At 70.9% G+C, this 19,500-nt stretch carries 16 protein-coding genes; 6 read left to right on the forward strand and 10 right to left on the reverse strand.

The features are described from left to right. Nucleotides 1-28: 28 nt before the first annotated feature. The 4 genes from ABZ192_RS05555 to ABZ192_RS05570 are packed head-to-tail and all read left to right on the forward strand — an operon-like array spanning nucleotide 29 to nucleotide 4,593. Complete coding sequence (locus ABZ192_RS05555; protein ID WP_356923224.1) at nucleotides 29-1,159, forward strand: pectinesterase family protein; 1,131 nt, start codon at nucleotides 29-31, stop codon at nucleotides 1,157-1,159. Next, nucleotides 1,160-2,191, forward strand: coding sequence for a pectinesterase family protein (locus ABZ192_RS05560; protein ID WP_356923225.1), 1,032 nt, complete (start codon nucleotides 1,160-1,162; stop codon nucleotides 2,189-2,191). After that, nucleotides 2,184-3,449 (forward strand): pectate lyase, encoded by a 1,266-nt coding sequence (locus tag ABZ192_RS05565; protein WP_356923226.1) that lies wholly within the window; start codon nucleotides 2,184-2,186, stop codon nucleotides 3,447-3,449. Before ABZ192_RS05560 ends, ABZ192_RS05565 begins: the two co-directional genes overlap by 8 nt. Next, nucleotides 3,436-4,593 carry a dienelactone hydrolase family protein gene (locus ABZ192_RS05570; protein WP_356923227.1) on the forward strand — a complete coding sequence of 386 codons (1,158 nt, stop codon included), beginning with the start codon at nucleotides 3,436-3,438 and terminating at the stop codon, nucleotides 4,591-4,593. Before ABZ192_RS05565 ends, ABZ192_RS05570 begins: the two co-directional genes overlap by 14 nt. A gap of 3 nt (nucleotides 4,594-4,596) precedes the next feature. On the opposite strand, the gene ABZ192_RS05575 is transcribed toward ABZ192_RS05570, so the two are convergent. Then, nucleotides 4,597-6,804, reverse strand: a complete 2,208-nt coding sequence (locus tag ABZ192_RS05575; RefSeq protein WP_356923228.1) for a family 43 glycosylhydrolase — start codon at nucleotides 6,802-6,804, stop codon at nucleotides 4,597-4,599. Between the two features lie 249 nt (nucleotides 6,805-7,053). Between ABZ192_RS05575 and ABZ192_RS05580 the strand changes: the two genes are divergently transcribed. Continuing rightward, entirely contained in the window at nucleotides 7,054-8,208 is a 1,155-nt protein-coding gene (locus tag ABZ192_RS05580) for a right-handed parallel beta-helix repeat-containing protein (RefSeq protein ID WP_356923229.1), read from the forward strand. Between the two features lie 30 nt (nucleotides 8,209-8,238). Here ABZ192_RS05580 and ABZ192_RS05585 read toward each other — a convergent pair whose 3' ends face one another. The 5 genes from ABZ192_RS05585 to ABZ192_RS05605 all read right to left on the reverse strand — a co-directional run bounded on the left by ABZ192_RS05585 (nucleotide 8,239) and on the right by ABZ192_RS05605 (nucleotide 13,234). Beyond that, nucleotides 8,239-9,117 (reverse strand): triacylglycerol lipase, encoded by an 879-nt coding sequence (locus tag ABZ192_RS05585; protein ID WP_356923230.1) that lies wholly within the window; start codon nucleotides 9,115-9,117, stop codon nucleotides 8,239-8,241. A 93-nt stretch (nucleotides 9,118-9,210) separates the two neighbouring features. After that, nucleotides 9,211-10,551, reverse strand: a complete 1,341-nt coding sequence (locus ABZ192_RS05590; protein ID WP_356923231.1) for a PHB depolymerase family esterase — start codon at nucleotides 10,549-10,551, stop codon at nucleotides 9,211-9,213. Between the two features lie 314 nt (nucleotides 10,552-10,865). Beyond that, nucleotides 10,866-11,699 carry a pectate lyase gene (locus ABZ192_RS05595; RefSeq protein ID WP_356923232.1) on the reverse strand — a complete coding sequence of 278 codons (834 nt, stop codon included), beginning with the start codon at nucleotides 11,697-11,699 and terminating at the stop codon, nucleotides 10,866-10,868. An 84-nt stretch (nucleotides 11,700-11,783) separates the two neighbouring features. Then, nucleotides 11,784-12,632, reverse strand: coding sequence for a hypothetical protein (locus ABZ192_RS05600; protein WP_356923233.1), 849 nt, complete (start codon nucleotides 12,630-12,632; stop codon nucleotides 11,784-11,786). Beyond that, on the reverse strand, nucleotides 12,629-13,234 hold the full coding sequence (locus tag ABZ192_RS05605; RefSeq protein ID WP_356923234.1) for a SigE family RNA polymerase sigma factor: 606 nt from the start codon (nucleotides 13,232-13,234) through the stop codon (nucleotides 12,629-12,631). Before ABZ192_RS05605 ends, ABZ192_RS05600 begins: the two co-directional genes overlap by 4 nt. A gap of 269 nt (nucleotides 13,235-13,503) precedes the next feature. Here ABZ192_RS05605 and ABZ192_RS05610 point away from each other — a divergent pair, with 269 nt between their 5' ends. After that, on the forward strand, nucleotides 13,504-14,961 hold the full coding sequence (locus ABZ192_RS05610) for an NCS2 family permease (protein ID WP_356923235.1): 1,458 nt from the start codon (nucleotides 13,504-13,506) through the stop codon (nucleotides 14,959-14,961). 73 nt (nucleotides 14,962-15,034) lie between these two features. Here ABZ192_RS05610 and ABZ192_RS05615 read toward each other — a convergent pair whose 3' ends face one another. The 4 genes from ABZ192_RS05615 to ABZ192_RS05630 are packed head-to-tail and all read right to left on the reverse strand — an operon-like array spanning nucleotide 15,035 to nucleotide 19,488. Further along, nucleotides 15,035-16,492: a penicillin-binding transpeptidase domain-containing protein gene (locus ABZ192_RS05615; protein WP_356923326.1), complete on the reverse strand. Its 1,458-nt coding sequence runs from the start codon at nucleotides 16,490-16,492 to the stop codon at nucleotides 15,035-15,037. A gap of 55 nt (nucleotides 16,493-16,547) precedes the next feature. Continuing rightward, nucleotides 16,548-17,210, reverse strand: coding sequence for a response regulator transcription factor (locus ABZ192_RS05620; protein ID WP_356923236.1), 663 nt, complete (start codon nucleotides 17,208-17,210; stop codon nucleotides 16,548-16,550). Beyond that, entirely contained in the window at nucleotides 17,207-18,496 is a 1,290-nt protein-coding gene (locus ABZ192_RS05625; protein ID WP_356923237.1) for a histidine kinase, read from the reverse strand. The genes ABZ192_RS05620 and ABZ192_RS05625 overlap by 4 nt, the downstream gene beginning before the upstream one ends. Next, nucleotides 18,493-19,488 (reverse strand): hypothetical protein, encoded by a 996-nt coding sequence (locus ABZ192_RS05630; RefSeq protein ID WP_356923238.1) that lies wholly within the window; start codon nucleotides 19,486-19,488, stop codon nucleotides 18,493-18,495. The genes ABZ192_RS05625 and ABZ192_RS05630 overlap by 4 nt, the downstream gene beginning before the upstream one ends. Nucleotides 19,489-19,500: the final 12 nt, after the last annotated feature.

Below are 19,500 nucleotides of genomic sequence, written 5' to 3' on the forward strand. Positions count from 1 at the left end.
ACCAGCCGCACCGCGAAGGAGCAGCCGTATGCTCTCGCAGCCCCATGTCTCCCTCTCCCGCCGGACGTTCCTCGCCACGAGCGCCGCAGCGGGTGCCGCCGTCGGCCTCGCCGCCGTCCCCGCGCGGGCCGCCGGCACCCGGCCGCGCCCGTTCGGCCGGTACGGCTCACCGGTCGCGCGCCGCGATCCGAAGACCGTGTACGTCCACCCGGGCGGCGCCGGTGACTTCACCACCGTCCGGGACGCCGTGGCCGCCGCGACCGGCAGCGGACACACCCTCGTCATCGCCCCGGGCGTCTACCGGCAGACCGTCGCCGTCGACCCCGGCCGTACCGGGATGACCTGGATCGGGGCGAGCGAGAACCCCCGTGACGTCGTCATCGTGTACGACAACGCGGCCGGGACGCCCAAGCCCGGCGGCGGCACCTACGGCACCACCGGCTCCGCCACCGCCACCGTGCAGGCCGACGGCTTCACCGCCCGCTGGATCACCTTCGCCAACGACTGGCTGCGCGCCGACCACCCCGGCGTCACCGGCACCCAGGCCGTCGCCCTCAAGGTCCAGGGCGACCGGTCCGCCTTCCACCACTGCCGGTTCCTCGGCCACCAGGACACCCTGTACGCCGACTCGATGGCGCTGGGCGCCTTCGCCCGCCAGTACTTCGCCCACTGCTACGCCGAGGGCGACGTCGACTTCGTCTTCGGGCGGGCGACCGCCGTCTTCGAGCAGTGCCGCTTCCGGACCCTGGACCGGACCGACCTGTCTTCGGCCCCGTACGGCTTCGTCTTCGCCCCGTCGACGGCCGCCGCCAACCCGCTCGGGTACCTGGTGACCAGGAGCCGCGTCGACAGCGAGGCTCCCGACGGCTCCTACAAGCTCGCCCGCCCCTGGGTGCCCAGCTCCGACACCACCGCCCGTCCCATGCTCACCGTCCGGGACACCTGGCTCGGTCCGGGCATCGACGCGGTCGCGCCCTACGCCAACATGTCGGACTCCTATCCGTGGCAGGCCCAGCGCTTCGCCGAGTACCGCAACACCGGACCGGGCGCGGACATCTCCGTCCCCGCCAACCGGCCCCAGCTCACCTCCCGGCAGGCCCGGTCGGCGACCCGCGCCGCCTGGCTCGGCGACTGGGAGCCGTGGAAGGAGGCGTGCTGAGTGCACCGGCGCACCCTGCTCACCGGATTCGCCGGCGGCCTCGTCGCCACCGGAGCCGCACCCGCCTTCGCCGCACTCGCCCGTCGCCGGGTCCTGCACGTCCGCCCCGGCGAGTCCGTGCAGACCGCCGTGGACGCCGTGGACGGCCCCGGCTGGACCGTCGTCGTGCACCCGGGGACGTACCGCGAGGTCGTCGGCGTCCCGGCGGAAAAGACCGGCCTGACCCTCAGGGGGGCCACCCGGGACCCGCGGGACGTCGTCATCGTGTACGACAACGCCAACGGCACACCCAGGCCTGACGGCTCGGGCACCTACGGCACGGCCGGCTCCGCCACCTTCACCTCGGCGGCCCCCGGGCTGACCGTCCGCGACCTGACCCTGGCCAACGACTGGCTGCGCGCCGACCATCCCGACATCACCGGCACCCAGGCGGTCGCGGCGTACACGTACGGCGACCGCACCCGCTTCGAGAACGTCCGGCTCCTGGCCCACCAGGACACCCTCTTCGTCGACACCGGCGCTCTGGATACCTTCGACCGGCAGTACTTCCGGCACTGCTACATCGAGGGCGACGTCGACTTCGTCTTCGGGCGGGCGACCGCCGTGTTCGAGCAGTGCCACTTCCGCACGCTGGCACGGGATGTGGACTTCACCCCGAAGGGCATGGTCTTCGCGCCCTCCACGGCCCGGGCGAACCCCTACGGCATCCTCGCCGTCCGCTGCCGCATCACCTCCGGCGCCGAGGACGGTGCCTACAAGCTGGCCCGGCCCTGGGTGCCGTCGTACGAGACCACGGCCTGGCCGTCGCTGATGGTGCGGGAGACCCGGATCGGGCCGGGCATCGACGCGGTGGCCCCGTACACCGACATGCGCGAGGCCTACCCCTGGCAGTCGATGCGGTTCGCCGAGTACCGCAACACCGGGCCGGGCGCCGCCGTCTCCGTGCCGGAGAACCGGCCCCGGCTCGGCCGCGCGCAGGCCGCGCTGCACACCAGGGAGACCTACCTCGGCGACTGGCGGCCTTATGCGTAGGGCCGCCGTACTCCTCCTCGGTCTCTGCCTGCTCTGGCCGGCCTCACCGGCCTCCGCCGCCGAACGCGCCCCCGTCGGCTGGGCCTCGGCCGGCTCCGGCACCAGCGGCGGGGCGGGCGGCAGGATCTGGACGGTGGACACCCGCGCCGAACTCAAGACCGCCCTGGCGAACGACGGCGATCCCACCGCGCCCAAGGTGGTCCGGGTCGTCGGCGACATCAACGGCCACGAGAGCGACGACGGTTCCCTGCTCGGCGAGCAGGACTACGCGCCCGGATACGACCTCCTCAAGTACATGTCCTGCTTCGGCGAGGACGGCGCCGTCTGGTCCGACACCCGCTTCGACCACTGCAAGCAGCAGCGGCAGTTGCGCCAGACCGGGTCGAACAGGGAGAAGGCGCAGATCCAGCTCACCGTGCCGAGCAACACGACCCTCGTCGGCGTGGGCCGCGACGCCCGGCTGCTCGGGGTGTTCCTGACGGTCAACACCGGCAGCGACATCGTCGTGCGGAACCTGCACTTGGAGGCACCCGTCGACCACTTCACCTCCTGGTCCCCGGACGACGGCACGCACGGCAGCTGGAACGCCCGCTTCGACGCCCTCACCGTGATCACCGGCAGGAACATCTGGATCGACCACTGCACCTTCACCGACGGCCGGTTCCCCGACCGCGAGGCGCCCCTCGGTTTCCACGGCGAGCGCGTGCAACGGCACGACGGACTGCTGGACATCGAGGACGGCTCCGACTTCGTCACCGTCTCCGACAGCCGGTTCGAGGACCACGACAAGGCGATCCTGATCGGGTCGGGTGACGGGCGCGGCGACCGGGACCGGGGGCACCTCAAGGTGACCTTCGTCCGCAACCTGTTCAGCGGCATCGTGCAGCGCGCCCCGCGGGTCCGCTTCGGGCAGGTGCACGTCGTCAACAACGTCCACCGGGGGCAGGCACCTCTCTACGCCCTGGGCGTGGGCGTGGAGTCCGCGATCTTCTCCGAGCGCAACGTCTTCCGGTATCCCGGGGGACGGCCGTCGCTCGCCCTCGCGGACTACGGGGGCGAACGGTTCCGCGACACAGGCTCCTGGTTCAACGGCCGGCCCGCCCGGCTCAACGCCGTGGCGAGCGGTCTCGGCCTCGGGACCGACGTCGGCTGGGATCCCGCCGACGTGTACGACTACCGCGCCCTGACGTCCCCGTCGGCGGTGGAGGGGTACGTGCTGCGGCACGCCGGAACAGGGAGGTCGTATGGGCACCCATGAGCCGCTCGGCCGGCGGACGTTCGTGGTCGGGGCGAGCACGGCGCTGCTGGCCGGGGCAGCGGTGAGCGGGGCGGATGCGGCGGTCGTGGACGGCCCGCTGCCCGACTTCCACCCGGCACTGAAGGACGCCCTCACCTTCCCGCTCGCCTGGGGACGATCCCCGGTCCGCGACTTCCGCGCCTGGCGGCGTGCCGCCCGGGCCAGGGTCGAAGAGCACCTGCTCGTCGAGCGGCAGGACGGGACGCCGTACGCACCGGAGAGCGGTGGTCGTGCCCAAGGGGAGGGATATACGAGGGAGTTGGTCACCGTCTCCCTCACCCGATACGAACGCGTGCGCGGCGCCCTGCTCACCCCGCACGGCAGGGGCCCCTTCCCCGCCGTGCTGCTCCTGCACGACCACGGTGCCAGGTTCGACATCGGGAAGGAGAAACTCGTCCGTCCCTGGTACGACGACACGCGTCTGGCCTCCGCCCGGGCCTGGGCGGACAAGTACTTCAGCGGACGGTTCGTCGGTGACGAACTGGCGCGGCGCGGCTATGTGGTGCTGTGCCTGGACGCGCTCGGCTGGGGCGACCGCGGGCCGCTCGCCTACGAACAGCAGCAGGCCCTCGCCGCCAACTTCTACAACCTAGGCTCCTCGCTCGCCGGGCTCATGGCACGGGAGGATCAGCGGGCCGCCGCCTTCCTGGCGGGACTCGACCGGGTGGATGCCCGGCGGGTCGCGGCCGTCGGCTTCTCCATGGGCGCCTACCGCGCCTGGCAGACCGCCGCCCTCAGCGACCACATCGCGGCCGCCGCGAGCGTGTGCTGGATGACCGGGCTGAAAGAAATGATGGTGCCCGGCAACAACACGCTGCGCGGGCAGTCGGCGTACTACATGCTGCACCCGGGTCTCGCTCGGCACCTCGACATCCCCGACGTGGCGAGCATCGCCGCGCCCCGGCCGATGCTGTTCCTCAACGGCGGGCTCGACACGCTGTTCCCGGCCGAGGGCGTACGGGTCGCGTACGACAAGCTGCGTGCCGTCTGGCGGTCACGCCACGCCGAGGACCGGATGCGGACGAAGACGTGGCCGGAGCACGGCCACGTCTTCACCCACGAGATGCAGGACGAGGTCTTCAACTGGCTCGACGACGTCCTGTGAGGCTCATCGCCGTGCCGGCTTGATGCCCTCCAGGGTCGGCACCACCGGCTTGATGCCGCCGTCGGCCGTGAACTCCATGCGGTCGATGGTGGTCTCCCGGTGCATGCCGTCGCCGCCCGGCCTGCCGGGGCCGTTGAGGGCGAAGCGGTGGTAGACCATGTACCAGTCGTCGGTGCCCGGGGTGTTCACCACCGAGTGGTGACCGGTGCCGAGGATGCCGTACTCGGGCCGCTTCTCGAGGATCGTCCCGCGCTTGGTCCACGGGCCGAGCGGGGACGGACCCGTCGCGTACGCCACGTGGTAGTTCTCGCTGCGGGTGTCGTCCTCCGACCACATGAAGTAGTACGTGCCCTTCCGCTTGATCACGAAGGAGCCCTCGCGGAAGTTGTCCGGGGTGATGTCCTGCACCTTCGACGCGTCGAACGACACCATGTCGTCGTTGAGCGGCGCGACGTACCCGTGGCCGTTGCCCCAGTACAGGTAGGCCTGGCCGTCGTCGTCCGTGAAGACCGACGGGTCGATCATCTGGCCCTTCAGCGATCCGCCCTTGGCGACCAGCGGCTTGCCGAGCGCGTCCTTGAAGGGGCCGGCGGGGGAGTCGGCCACCGCCACGCCGATCTGCTGCTCGGCGCAGAAGTAGAAGTAGTACTTGCCGTTCCGCTCGGCGATCGCGGGCGCCCAGGCGTACTTGTCGGCCCAGGTCACGTCGGGCCCGAGGTCGAGGATGACGCCGTGGTCCTTCCAGTGGACCAGGTCCTTCGACGAGTACGCCTTGAACTTGGTGCCGCTCCAGCCCTGGAAGCCGTCCGTCGTGGGGTAGATCCAGTATCTGCCGTTGAGGTAGTGCACGTCCGGGTCGGCGTTCAGGCCGGGCAGCATGGGGCTGCGGGTGCGGACCGCCTCGACCGTCCAGGTGCGCTTGGTGCCGTCGGCCGCCGTCACGGTGTACTTCTGCGGCGTGCGGAAGTCGCGCCGGGTGCCGGACTTCGGGCTCAGCGTGGCACCCTCACCGACCCACAGCTTCGGGGCGAGGCCCCGCAGATCGGCGTCGGGCTCCATGGGCAGCACGACCTTCGAGGCGCTGTCGGTGACGATGGAGTAGCCCTTCTGGTGCTTGGCCGTCGCGTCCACCACGGAGGCGGGGGTGGACGGGTAGGCCGCCAGCAGCCGGTCGTACTCCCTCTGCGTCACCGGGAGCACCGTGCCGTGCCGCGGGCTCGCCGGGAGCTGGTAGTCGGCGGACGGCGTCCACTTGCCGGAGGCGAGGTCGGTGGTCTCGAACGGGACGTAGCCGCGGCCGCCGTACTCGTCGATGAACAGGTACCACTTCTTCTCGGTGTTCGACTTGAACACCGTCGGGCCCTCGCCGCGATCCATCGCGCCCTTGCCGATGCAGTCGGCCACGAAGTCGTACTTCGTCGAGGTCAGGGACGTCGACTTCTCACCGGTGATGAACTTGGAGCAGGGGCTGGAGGAGCTGGGGTCGCGCTCGTCCTTGGTGTAGCGGTAGTACTCGTCCTTGTACTTCACGACCGTGGAGTCGATCACCGAGTATCCCGGGTCGTTCCAGATCTTCGGCTCGCTGAAGGTGCGGAAGTCCTTGGTCGTCGCGTACATCATCTTGTTGTACGTGTCGCCCTTGTGCTCCGGGTCGTCGTCGGCGTACAGCTTCGACGCCCAGAAGACGACGTACTGACCGAGCTCGTCGTCCCAGTAGGCCTCCGGGGCCCAGGTGTTGCCCGCGTTGTCCGGGGAGACCCTCACCAGGCGCTGGTCGGTCCAGTGGACCAGGTCGGTGGACTCCCAGACCATGATCGACTTGCTGCCGTGCCGCTGCACCTGGTCCCAGCTGCCGCTGGAGTTCTGGTACATGCGCAGGTCGGTGGCGATCAGGAAGAACTTGTCGCCCTTGGGGGAGCGGATCACGAACGGGTCGCGCAGGCCCTTCTCGCCGATCGTCGACGTCAGGACCGGCTTGCCGGCGTTCAGCTCACGCCAGTGCAGCGCGTCGTTGCCCCGGCTGAGGGCGTAACGGATCTGCTCGCCGTCGGCGGTGCCCTCGCCCGTGAAGTAGGCGAAGAGATAGCCGGCGTACTTGGAGTGCTTCACGGGTGGTGCTCCGGAGTCCGCGGCGCCCGGTGGCGCCGTGAGAAGGGTCAGGAGGAGGCCGGTCAGGGCCACGAACGGAAGCAGGAGCGTGCGGGGGCGCATGACACTTCCTGTCGGAGTCTGGGGGATTCTGTTGGATAGGCGGCCTTCGGAGTTTCACCGGACGGGGACAGGTCGTCAACGGGTGTGCATGAGGCCGGTGGTTCCGAAACTTTCGGGGATGCGGGCACGCCCGTGCACGTGACGGCGGCAACCCTTTCGGCGCGCAGCGGCGACTGCTGGTCGGAAACGGTCCGGAGCGGGCCCCTCGCGCACCGTTTCCGTCCCCATCGCCTAGGAAAGGAACGCTCCGTGCTGCTCAGCACCGGACGCCACCGCAAGACCCGCACGCTCGCCATCGCCGCCGCGGTGGTCTGCGCCTCGGGGGCGGGCGGCTTCTATCTCGGGCTCTCGGGCGGCGGCGCGCAGGCCGCCTCGTCGACGGTCACCGTCTCCACCACGGCCCAGCTCGAAGCGGCCGTGAAGAACGCCACCGCCGGTACGGTCATCCAGGTCCGCGGCGGCACCTACCATCCGGCCGCGACCCTCAAGTCCACGGCGAACGGCACGAGTTCCGCCCGCATCACGCTGCGGGCGCACGGCGCCGAGAAGGTCCGGATCGACGGCTCGAAGCTGCCCGACGGCTCCTGGCTGGCCGGCATCCACGGCGACTACTGGACCGTGGAGAACCTCGCCTTCGTCAACTCCCCGGCCCAGGGCTTCGTCGCCACCTCCTCGGCCGGCGGCGTCTTCAGGAACCTCGTCACCGCGGACAACGGCGACTCCGGCTTCACCCTGCGCGGCGACGGCACCACCGGCAACCTCGTGCAGAACCTGGACAGCCACGGCAACTACGACCCGGCCGGCCACGGCCAGAACGCCGACGGCATCGCCGTCAAGTTCGGCTCCGGCACGGGCAACAGGATCACCGGCGCCCGGCTGTACGACAACTCCGACGACGGCCTCGACCTGTGGCAGTTCTCCTCACCGGTCACCGTCGAGCACTCCTGGGCCTTCGGCAACGGCGAGAACCGCTGGAGCGACCCGGCCTTCGAGGGCAACGGCAACGGCTTCGAACTGGGTGGCGGCGGAGCCTCCGTCGCCCACGTCGTCACCAACAACGCCGCCTGGGACAACACGCTGCACGGCTTCACCGGGAACTCCAACACCGGCGCCATCGCCCTGAACCGCAACACCGCGTACGCCAACGCCCACAACGGCTTCTCCTTCGCCACCGGCAAGGCCCGCCTCGGCAAGAACCTCGCCGTGAGCGACAAGGGCGGCCCCGCGAAGCTGGGCTCCGCGGCCGTCTCCGTCGGCAACAACTGGGACAGCGGCATTCCCACCCCGCCCTTGAAGTCGACGGACGCGAACAGCGCGTACGCCGCGCGCGGGGCGGACGGCGCCCTCCCCGCGACGACGTTCCTGACGACCGGCTCCACGACCATCGGGTCGACGATGGACTAGGGCATGTCCCTCCGGCTGGTCACCGGCGGGTCACCGGCAGGTGTCCATCCAGCGGGTGACCAGGGAGGTGTCGTTCTTGTCGGCCTCACGAGCCGGACCGCACAGGAACGGGCCGAAGCGGGTGTCGGCACGCAGCCAGAGGCTGAAGAACGACACGATCCACTTGCCCTGCTTGGCCTTGTCGCCGTAGCCCGTCATCGGGCACAGATGGTCGCCGGGGACCTCGATGTAGAGCTTCTCGGCCCGGGACATGGAGTTGTACCAGGGCACCGCGAAGGTGTCGCCGTGGGCGACGGGGTCGCTCTGACAGGTCAGGAAGAAGGTGGGCTCGGTGACCGAGGAGAAGTTCCCGTTCGGGTGGTACGGGGCCGTCGGCACGCCCGCCCGGAACCGGGGGTCGTCCCGGAGGGCCGCCATGACGCCACCGCCGCCCATCGAGTGACCGGCCGCGCCCAGGGTGCCGTTGAGCTTCCCCGACAGCGGGGTGCGGGGGGCCTTGCCGAGCGCGAGCAACTGGGTGCCGGCGGCGCTGATCTGGCGCCCGCGCGATTCGGGATCGTCGGTGAGTGTCTTCGTTCCGACGTTGATGACCACGAAGCCCCAGGAAGCGAGGCGGGGTGCAAGCCACCGCAGGTTCTCCTGGGTGCCCTGGTAGCCCGGCATCAGCACGACGCCCGGGTACGAGCCCCTGGCCCTGGGATACGTGACCATGCCCGAGCCGTACCCGCTCGGGCGGGGAACGGTGTAGGTGGCGGTGGCCAGCGGCCCGTCGGCGGCCTCCAGGGCGGCGGTCGTCGGGGACGGGATGTCGGCGGCGGTCGCCGGAGCGGCGGTGGCCGGAGCGGCGGTGGCCGTCAGCAGGGTCAGCGCCAAGCCGATCGTGGTCGCCAGCGCGATCAGCGCCGTCATGGGACGGGAGCGGGTCCGTAGCGGCGCGCTGGTGCGGGTGGAACGACTGCGGGGACGCATTGCTCTACCTCCGGGGTCGATGAGAGCCGCCGGCTAGCGGGACTGTGCGAAGAGCCAGTCGATGACCACGTCGTTCTCGTACGTCTGGGCCCATGACAGGTGCGGGTTCACCGGTGTCGTTCCGGCTGTGTAGCTCGTGAACAGCACATGGCTGCGCGTGGCCCGGGCCTGCCGCAGGAGGGCCCGCGACCGGGCCTCGAACTCCCTCTTCGGCAGGTCGTTGGCCCACTCCCCACGGGTGACCCGCGCACCGGCGGTCTCCAGTGCGTTCATCAGGGTCCAGGTGCCGGGGTTGCCGAACCGGCCCTCCCGGTAGGGGACGACCGGGTCGTCGACCGAGTGGTCGGCCCAGATCGGGATGTGCGTGATCCTCTCCATGGCGGCCGCCTCGCCCCAGCCTGCCGTGGGCAGGGCGGCCGCGAACACGTCGGGCCGCTTGGCCAGCAGGCTGTAGATGCCGCGACCGCCCGAGGACAGGCCGACCAGATAGAGCCGGCCGGTGTCCACGTGGCCCGCGTGCTCGCGCACGAAGGTGTCGATGAGTTCGCTCAGCGCGGCCTGCACCTTCGCGTCGGTCCAGTCCGTGCCGTCGGGTCCGTCCATGGGACGCGGCAGGGGGATCTGCGGAGAGAGGACGAACGCGGGGTTGCGGCGCTGTCGTTCCGGTGTGGCGAACGTGACCGCGACCCGGTTGGACGTGAGCTGGGTCATGTTGTTGTCCGCGACCTCGCCACCGCCGTGCAAGGTGACGACGAGCGGGTACCGGGTGCGGGTCCGCGGGTTCCGCAGGAATCCCGCGGGCTGGTACAGCCGGAAGTCCAGTTCGAAGCCCGCGGAGTCGGTGAAGGAACCGGCGGTGAAGTCGTCGGCCACGGGCGTGATGACGTCGTCGTTGCGGTGCGCGAACGGACCGGCCTGAAGGACCGTTTCACCCGCCGGGGTACGCACGTCCGCCACCTGTCTGACGGAGTAGGCGCGGTCGAGCGGAAGGGGATCGGTGGTGCCGACCGCCCTCGCGTTGGCGTCGTTCGGATCGAGCTCGATGATGAGGCGGCCGGAGGTGTCGGTGTAAACCCGGGTCACCGTACGGGCCGCTGTCCGTCCGCCCACGGTGGCCCGCACCTGGAAGGCGGTGGGCGGTACCGTCCCGCCGCGTAGGTCGATGCGGTGCGCGTACTGGAGGGAGACCGCTGTCACCAGCCAGTTGTTCCTCGGCGTCACCTGCGTGAGGAGGTCCGTCCGCAGGACCGGGTCGGGACCTGAGACGGCTTGCCGCACTTCGAGCGGAGCTGCCGTGGCCGATGTGCTCACGGCCGGCGCCGCGACCGCGCCCGCGGTGACGGCGAGCACCGTACGTCTGGGGATCGCTCTCATGAGTCCTCGTCTCGGTCATCGTGCTGGGGGGGCGGGCCGAGGTGTTACGCGAGAGTTTCGGAGCACCACGGGATCCGTGTCCAGCATCAAACCGAGATCTGTCCATGCGATAGGCGCATCAATTCAAGAGGGTGCCCAGGCAGGTACGACGCCGCCCCCGCCGGTTCGCACCGGCGGGGGCGGCTGTCGGCCGTCCGGAGGGGGGCTCCGGAGGGCCGGGGGTGCCGGGACGTCCGGCTGGGGGCCCGGACACCCGGCATCCGGCCGGCCCAAGGGGGGATCAGGGCCGGCCGGAGTTCACACGTGCTGCGGCATCACTGGTAGCTGATGTCCGAGGCCTTGAACTTGCAGGTCTTGCCGTCCGGGCCGGGCGGGGTCAGCTCCTTGGGCTCCTTGCCCGTGTTGTTGCCCTCGAAGCGCACACACGTCTTGATCTTCTTCTTGCTGTCGCCGTGGATGCGGATCTTCGACAGCGTGGCCGTGTCGCCGTAGTTGGCGTTCACGCCGACGATCGAGTTCATCGGCGCCGTCACGTCGATGTCGTTCAGCACGACCGTGCGCTTGTACTGCGTCTTGCAGTTGCCGCAGGAGCGCACCAGCTTCCCGGCGTTCTGCACCTGGAAGCCCGACACGTTCAGCGTACCGGCGCCGTTGAACTGCAGCACCTTGTCGTCGGCGTTCTTCGCGCCGCCGCCGATCACCTTGTACACGGCCGAGGACGACTTGCCCTTGAAGCTGGCCGCGTCCTCGCCGACGTCCGTCCACCACACGTTCTGCAGCGTGCAACTGCCCTTGCAGTGCACGCCGTCCGCGGCCGGGGTGCCGATGATGACGTTCTTGAGCACCGCGCCGTCGGCCAGCTCGAAGATGGGGTCCTGGCCCTCGTCCTGGCTGTCGCCGCCGAGCGCGCCGGTGCCGTAGAACATCTTCATCCCGCCGTCGTGGACGCCGGAGACGGGGATGGTCTTGGACACGGGCGACTTGCCCTTGTCGGTGGGCCAGGGGGTCGCGGCGCCCGCCGTGGACAGCATCGACGTGGTGACGACCGCCGCTCCCGTGATGCCGAAGGCGGCTAACCCGGCGATCGCCGCCCGCCGCTTGGTGACCCGGCGACGGTGGCGGACGCGCTGTTCTGCTGGTGCAGTCATGTACCGATTCCTCATGGGGGGGTGAATCTTGCGCCTGGTGGTCGCCACCCGCGAGGAAAGGGTTGCCGCGTCTTCAGAATTTTTTCACGAGTCGTCGTCGGCGTCGTCCACGGCCGCGAAACCGCCGCCCACGGACAGCCGCTCCGAACCCGCGGAGGCCGCCACCGCGTAGCGGTCGGCGCCGGCGTCACGGCCGCCGCGCTCGTGGTCGAACTGGCCCGCGAACACCCACTCGCCCGCCGGGACCTTGCGGCCCTCCTTCAGGGTCCAGGTGTAGACCAGGAAGCCGTCCCGCTCGCCGACCGTGAGCGTGAAGTCCTGCTCGGGCAGCGACCGCCAGGCGCCCGCGTCGGAGACCCCGCCGGTCTGGGCGACGCTCAACCGCACGGTCAGCGCGGTCAGTTCCTCGCGCGTCTTGATCGTGACGTTGCTCTGCGCCCAGAAGTCGTTGCTGTGCGGGTCGACCGAGCCGTCCGACCACAGCGGCCCGTCCTCGGTGGCGGCCGGCGGGCGCCCGGTGACGGAGGTGCTCGGCGTCCGCGAGGGCGGCGGAGCGGACTCGCGGCGCTCCGGCGGGGCCGACGGCGTGGGGTCCACCGGCGGCGCGGGGGCCCGGCTCGTCGCCTCCGGCGACGGCGTGGGCGTCGGGGAGGTCGCCACGTCCTGCTGCTGCGGGGCGGTGGTCTCCTCCTTCACCGCGGACGCGACCGCGTAGCCGCCCACCGCCAGCACACCCGCCACCGCGGCCGTCGCACCGGCCACCCGCATCCACCCGAACACCGGCGGACGCGTCGCCCGGTGGCCGGCACCGGCCGGACCGGCCATGCCGCGCTCGACCCGGGCCAGGATCTGCTCCCGGTCGGGCTGGTGCGTCCCGGCCGCCTCGTGCAGCCGGGCGCGCAGCTCCTCGTGCACGTCCCGCCGCATCGTCATCGGTCCCTTCCTCCGCCCTCACCGGTGCGCGCCCGCAAGCCTTCCACGACCGGCGAGCAACGGGGAGCGCCCACCGCCGCGTGCATCCGCTGCGGTAGTCCCTGTGTGCCCAGCAACCGCTGGAGTTCGGCCATTCCCTTGGAGGTCTGGCTCTTCACCGTACCCACCGAGACGCCGAGGGCGAGCGCGGTGTCCTTCTCCGAGAGGTCGAAGGCGTGCCGCAGCACCACACAGGCCCGCTTGCGGAACGGCAGTCTGCGCAGCGCCTCCTGGACGTCGACGACGCCCGCGACGTCCGGGTTCTCGGTGTTCTCCTCGCGCTGCGACCAGAACAGGGCGATGCGACGCCGCTCGCGCACGGCGCTGCGGATCCGGGTGCGGGCCAGGTTGGTGACCACGCCGCGCGCGTACGCCGCCGGATGGTCGGCCGCGCGCACCCGGTCCCAGCGGTGCCACAGCGCCAGCAACGCGTCCGCCGCCAGATCGTCGGCGGTGTCCGACTCGCCCGTCAGCAGATAGGCCAGGCGGGACAGTTCGGCGTAGTGACGCTCGAAGAAGGCGTGGAACTCCACGGAGGCGGCGTCGTCGACGACTGTGCCCACGGGCGACCTCTCCTCGCAGCGGCTTCGGGCACTCCGGGCTGGGGTGCCGGTGAGTGTCATGTAGATGACATGTGATCATCCGGGGGAGGTCCGGACGAGATCGGGAAGCGTAGCAGCGTTCTCAGGACGGTTCGTACGGAGCTTCGAACGGCGTATGGCAGGCCGGACTCTGATTCCGTAACACGAAGAAAACCTGAACGTGGTTCAACGCGGGAACAATCCAGCCAGCATCCGCACACCGATCACCCAGGCATCAAGGAGCACTCGCCATGTCCGAATCGCAGAAGGTGGCCGACCGGCCCGACGCCGCACCACCGGCGGTGAACAGCGTCGACCGGTTCTTCAAGATCTCCGATCGGGGATCCACCTTCGGCCGTGAGATACGCGGCGGCTTCGCCACGTTCTTCACGATGGCCTACATCCTTGTCCTGAATCCCATCATCCTGGGCAGCGCGCAGGACAAGTTCGGGCATCAGCTGGACGCCGTCCAGCTCACCACCGCCACCGCCCTGGTGGCCGCCGTCATGACGATCATCATGGGCGTCGGCGGCAATCTGCCCCTCGCCCTCGCCGCCGGACTCGGCCTGAACGCCGTGGTCGCCTTCCAGATCGCCCCGCTGATGAGCTGGGACGACGCGATGGGCCTCATCGTCCTCGAAGGCCTGCTGATCTGCGTGCTGGTGGTGACCGGCCTGCGCGAGGCCGTCATGCACGCCATACCCCAGCCGCTCAAGCAGGCGATCAGCGTCGGCATCGGCCTGTTCATCGCCTTCATCGGCTTCGTCGACGCCGGGTTCGTCAGCCGCATCCCGGACGCCGCGAACACCACCGTGCCGGTGCAGCTGGGCGGCACGGGAACGCTCACCGGCTGGCCGATTCTCGTCTTCTGCCTCGGCGTTCTGCTGACGATCGGCCTGCTCGCCCGCAAGGTCAAGGGCGCCATCCTGATCAGCATCGTCACCATGACGGCGCTGGCGATAGTGATCAACTCCATAGCCGACATCAAGACCTGGGGCCTGACCACACCCTCTTGGCCCGACCAGCTCGTCGACGCCCCCGACTTCGGCCTCATCGGCGACTTCGACCTGTTCGGCGCCTTCAGCGCCCCCGGCGTCGGCGTCATCACCGTCGTCCTGCTGATCTTCACGCTGATCCTGTCGGACTTCTTCGACACCATGGGCACGGTCGTCGGCATCAGCGCCGAGGCGGGCCTGCTCGACGAGGAGGGCAAGGTCCCGAACCTCGGCCGGGTGCTGCTGATCGACGGCGCCGCGGCCGTCGCGGGCGGCGCGGCCTCGGCCTCCTCGGCGACCTCCTACATCGAGTCCGCCGCCGGCGTCGGCGAGGGCTCGCGCACCGGCTTCTCCAACCTCGTCACCGGCGGCCTGTTCGGCCTCGCGCTGTTCCTGACCCCGCTGCTCACCATCGTCCCGCTCCAGGCGGCCGCCCCCGCCCTGGTCGCCGTCGGCTTCCTGATGATGACCCAGGTCAAGCACATCGACTGGGACCGCTACGACATCGCCATCCCCGCGTTCCTCACCATCGCCGTGATGCCGTTCACCTACTCCATCACCAACGGCATCGGCGCCGGCTTCCTCGCCTACGTCGTCATCAAGACCGTGCTCGGCAAGGCCAAGGAGGTCCACTGGCTGCTGTGGGGGACCTCGGCGCTGTTCCTCGTGTATTTCGCGATCGACCCGATCGAGCAGCTCCTGGGCGCCAAGTAGCAAGAAGGGCCGCCCCCGGGGGGAGGGGGGCGGCCCTTCTCGTCTCTACAGACGGATTGTCGGCACCTGGGGTTCAGTCCTTGAGCGCCGCTTCCATCATCGCCTTCGCGACCGGCGCCGCCAGGCCGTTGCCGCTGACCTCCGAGCGGGCCGCGTTCGACTGCTCGACGACGACCGCCACGGCGACCTCCTTGCCCGACGAGTCGGACTTCCCGTACGAGGTGAACCAGGCGTACGGCACCTGGCTGTTGTTCTCGCCGTGCTGCGCCGTACCCGTCTTGCCGCCGACCGTCGCGCCCGGCACCTGGGCGTTCGTGCCCGTGCCCTTCTCCACGACCGTCTGCATCGCCGACTGCAGCTGCTCGGCCGTCGAGGAGGAGACGATCTCCTTCGAGCCCGCGTCGTCGTCGTAGTCCTGCAACACATCACCACCACTGTTGGTGATCTGCGAAACCATATGCGGCGAGACCAGCTTGCCGCCGTTGGCTATGGCCGCCGACACCATGGCCATCTGCAGGGGCGTCGCCGTGACGTCGAACTGGCCGATGCCCGTCAGGGCCGTCTGCGACGGGTACATGTCCGAGGGGTACACGCTCGTGTAGGCCCGCACCGGTACATCCAGCTTGTCGTCGTTGAAGCCGAACTTCTCGGCCATCGCCTTCACCTTGTCCTGGCCCAGCTGGACGGCCATCTTCGCGAAGACGTTGTTGCACGAGTACTCCAGCGCCGTACGGATCGTGGCGTTCGTGCAGGGCGCGTTCGGGTTCTCGTTCGACAGGTCCCGGGTGGTGCCCGGCAGCGTGTACGGGTCGGGGCTGGCCGTCTTCTCGTCCACCGACGAGTACAGCCCGTCCTCCAGCGCCGCCGCCGCCACGACCAGCTTGAACGTCGAACCCGGCGGCAGCGGCTGCCGCAGCGCCCGGTTGACCATCGGCTTCTCCGGGTCGGCCGTGAGCTTCTTCCAGGCCGCCCCCGCCGTGTTGGCGTCGGTCAGTGACGAGGGGTCGTACGAGGGGGTCGACACGACCGCGAGGATCTTCCCCGTCTTCGGGTCGATGGCGACGGCCCCGCCCTTCTTGTCGCCGAGCGCGTCGTACGCCGCCTTCTGCACGTCCGGGTCGATCGTCGTGACCACGTTGCCCGGGTCGGCCCGCTGGTTGGTGAGGGTGTCCATCACAGACTTCAGACGGCTGTCCGTGCCGTTCAGGAGGTCGGTGTAGATGCCCTCCAGCTGGGTCGGCGCGTACGCCTGTGAGGCGAAGCCCGTCACCGCCGCGTACAACTCGCCGTCCGTGTACGTGCGCTTGTACTTGAGGTCGCCCGTCTTCGTCGGCGCCGAGCCGGTGACCGACCGGCCGCCCACGATGATGTTCCCGAGCGGCGCCGAGTACGTCTCGATCGCGTTCCGCCGGTTGTCCTTGTCGTCTGCGAGCGCCTGGCCCTCGTAGAACTGCACCCAGGTCGCCCTGACCAGCAGAGCGAACACCAGCAGCAGCGTGAAGACCGACGCGCGCCTGATCGTCTTGTTCATCCCGAACAGGAGGACGAGCCAGGTGGGGCGGATCGTTCCCACCCGTCCCGATTTCTCATCCGGCGTTCAGAAAGCGCGCCTCGTACGCCGCGATGACCGCCTGCGTGCGGTCCCGGGTGCCCGTCTTGGCCAGCACCGCCGCCACGTGCGACTTCACCGTGGCGGGGCCGACCCCCATGCGGCGGGCGATCTCCGCGTTGGTCAGCCCCTCCGCCATGTGCCGCAGTACCTCCCGCTCGCGTCCCGTGAGCCTCGCCACCCACTCCGGCGGCGCCGGGTGCGCGCGTGCGTGCTCCGTGGCGAGCGTGCGGACGGCCGCCGGGAACAGCAGGCTGTCGCTGCGCGCCACCAGCCGGACCGCCTGCACGAGCGCGTCGGCGTCCGCCCGCTTCAGCAGGAACCCGGCGGCTCCGGCGCGCAGCGCGTCGTAGACGTAGGAGTCGTTCTCGAAGGTCGTCACGACGATGATCCGGGGCGGCTCGTCCAGGGTGGCGAGGATCTGCTCGGTGGCGCGGATCCCGTCGACCTCCGGCATCCGGACGTCCATGAGGACGACGTCCGGCCGCAGGTCCCGGACGACGGACACCGCCTCCGCGCCGGTGGCTGCCTCGCCCACCACCTCCAGGTTCGGCTCGGCGGAGAGGATGGCGCGCAGCGCGGTGCGGACCATGCGCTCGTCGTCGGCGAGGACGACACGGATGGGGGCGGGGAGGGTCATACGGGTCCTTTCATCGGCAGACGTACGTGCAACCACCAGCTCTCCCCGGCCGGTCCGGAGGAACCGGTGGCCGGTCCGGCCGTCATGGTCCCGCCCAGCAGCCTGACCCGGTCCGCGATGCCGCGCAGCCCGTGGCCGCCGCCGGGGCGGGAGGACGCGGGATCGGTGAGGGTGGCGGGGCCGGCCACCGGGTTCTCCACGGTGATCTCCAGCGCTCCGCCCGTCACCGCGATCCGCACGTCCACGGCGACCCGGTCGCCCGCGTGCCTGAGGGCGTTGCTCAGCCCCTCCTGCACGATCCGGTAGGCCTCCCGGGACAGCAGCGCGGGCAGCACCTCCAGGTCGGTGCCGACCGTGGCCGTCACGCGCTGTCCGCCCGCCCGGGTGCGACGCAGCAGCCCGTCGAGGTCGGCCGCGAGCGTCGGCGCCGGGGCCGTACCGGGGGCGTCGCCCTCGCGCAGCACGCCCAGTACGGCGTCGAGTTCGCCGACGGTGCGCCGGGTCGTGTCCTCGATCGCGGCGAGGGCCTCGCGGACGAACTCCGGGTCGGAGTCGAGGACGCGGCGCGCCGCGCTCGCCTGGAGGCCGACCGCGCTGAGCGCGTGGCCGACGGAGTCGTGCAGCTCCCGCGCCAGCCGGTTGCGTACGGCCAGATCGGCGGCGCGTGCCTCGGCAGCCGCGAGCCGGCCCTCGGGAGACGGGCCGAGCAACGTCGGCGCCCAGCGGGCCAGCAGCGCGCCGCCGCCGGCCGCGCACCCCGCCAGGGCGACGAGCATCGCCACGCCCGCGACCGGCGCGAGCGCCAACGCCCAGGTGTGGTCGAGGACTTCGGGAAGCCCGAGCCGGTTGCCGCGCAGTCCCGCGACGACCGGCAGCACGATCAGCACGACGGCGAACGGCGGCACGGCCAGCGACATCCCGGCGATGATCCCGCCGAGCCCGAGATGCAGGGTGAACCAGCCCGCCGTACGGCCCTTCTCACCCCGCGTCCGGGCCGGCCCGAAGGCGAGCCGGTCCGTGTCGACACCGCACAGCCAGCGCACGGCGGCGGCCTCCAGCGGCCGGGTCAGCGGGAACAGGGACGTCACGGCGGCGAGCGGCAGGCCCACGCCGAAGGAGGCGAGCTGGAGCGGAAAGGACCCGAAGACGTCCGTGCCGCCGGTGGCCGGACCGATGATCACCGACCCGACCAGGACGTACGGCATGGCGAGCGCGCCGCCGAGGATCAGATGCACCCAGCGCAGGCGGGCCCGCGGGCCGAACAGCGACCGGGCGGCCCGTCTCACGCCGTCGGCCGCGCGGCCCTGGCCGAGCGCTCCGCGAAGTAGTAGACGCCGATGGCGGCGACGAGGAAGCCGACGAGCATCTGACCAGCGTAGGCGAGGCTCATCAGCGGCGTCGGGCGGTCGGCGATGTCCTCGGCGCCGCCGAGGGAGGCGAGCGACAGCCAGCCGCCCCAGCAGGCCACGGCGCCCGAGCCGACCCAGGCCAGGCCGAGCGGCACCGCCACGGGCAGCGCCCGGCCCCGCCGGAAGGCCAGCAGGAAGCCGCCGCCGACGGCGGCGAGGAGGAACACCACGAACACCGCTTTCAGGACGTGGACGTCCGCGCCCCGGTCCGCCGCCCGGCCCTCGCTGAGCCCGGTGGTGCCGCCGCAGGCCCACAGCGCGTGGAGGGCGAGCGGCAGCAGGGCGAGCACACCGGCCGCGACGGCGAGGGCCCGGTGGGCCGGCCCCGCGACCCCCACGGGCAGTTCCCACACGCGTCCGCGCCACAGATGCCCCCAGCGGTCGCGGGCGTAGAGCACGAAGAGGCCGCCGAGGGCGAGCCCTTGGAGGATGAAACCCGAGTACACGACGGAGAACACCCACTCGTCCAGGAAGGCGTCCTGCCCCGGGGACTCCCCGCCCCCTCCACCGAACGCCCTCACCGCCAGCTGCGCCGGGAACCCGGCCATGATCGGCGCGAGCAGCCCGGTGGCGACCCAGACGGGGAAGGCCAGGAGCCACGCGGGCACCCGCAGCCCCCACGGCCGGGTCAGTACCAGCGCCAGCACGATCACCGCGCTGTCCAGCACGACGGAGAGACCGTTGATCACCGCCATGCCCACCCGGTCGTCGAGCAGCCCGCTCCCCTCCGGAATGCCGAGGTGACTCCCGGCGATCCAGGCGGCCTTGAGCCCGAGGTACGGCACGCAGGAGAGGACGGCGACGGCACGGAGGAGTCGCCGGGGGCGGCTGAGACCGGCGGCGGGGCGGGAAGCGATCGACTGAGGCATGCGATCAGGCTC

It is taken from the genome of Streptomyces sp. NPDC006235 (assembly GCF_040613735.1).
Classification (GTDB): domain Bacteria; phylum Actinomycetota; class Actinomycetes; order Streptomycetales; family Streptomycetaceae; genus Streptomyces.

Bases quoted from the DNA above. Each gene is read 5' to 3' on its own strand.
- ABZ192_RS05555 (WP_356923224.1), top strand. From the start codon at position 29: ATGCTCTCGCAGCCCCATGTCTCCCTCTCCCGCCGGACGTTCCTCGCC.
- ABZ192_RS05565 (WP_356923226.1), top strand. From the start codon at position 2,184: ATGCGTAGGGCCGCCGTACTCCTCCTCGGTCTCTGCCTGCTCTGGCCG.
- ABZ192_RS05570 (WP_356923227.1), top strand. From the start codon at position 3,436: ATGGGCACCCATGAGCCGCTCGGCCGGCGGACGTTCGTGGTCGGGGCG.
- ABZ192_RS05575 (WP_356923228.1), bottom strand. From the start codon at position 6,804: ATGCGCCCCCGCACGCTCCTGCTTCCGTTCGTGGCCCTGACCGGCCTC.
- ABZ192_RS05585 (WP_356923230.1), bottom strand. From the start codon at position 9,117: ATGACGGCGCTGATCGCGCTGGCGACCACGATCGGCTTGGCGCTGACC.
- ABZ192_RS05590 (WP_356923231.1), bottom strand. From the start codon at position 10,551: ATGAGAGCGATCCCCAGACGTACGGTGCTCGCCGTCACCGCGGGCGCG.
- ABZ192_RS05595 (WP_356923232.1), bottom strand. From the start codon at position 11,699: ATGACTGCACCAGCAGAACAGCGCGTCCGCCACCGTCGCCGGGTCACC.
- ABZ192_RS05600 (WP_356923233.1), bottom strand. From the start codon at position 12,632: ATGACGATGCGGCGGGACGTGCACGAGGAGCTGCGCGCCCGGCTGCAC.
- ABZ192_RS05610 (WP_356923235.1), top strand. From the start codon at position 13,504: ATGTCCGAATCGCAGAAGGTGGCCGACCGGCCCGACGCCGCACCACCG.
- ABZ192_RS05615 (WP_356923326.1), bottom strand. From the start codon at position 16,492: ATGAACAAGACGATCAGGCGCGCGTCGGTCTTCACGCTGCTGCTGGTG.
- ABZ192_RS05620 (WP_356923236.1), bottom strand. From the start codon at position 17,210: ATGACCCTCCCCGCCCCCATCCGTGTCGTCCTCGCCGACGACGAGCGC.
- ABZ192_RS05630 (WP_356923238.1), bottom strand. From the start codon at position 19,488: ATGCCTCAGTCGATCGCTTCCCGCCCCGCCGCCGGTCTCAGCCGCCCC.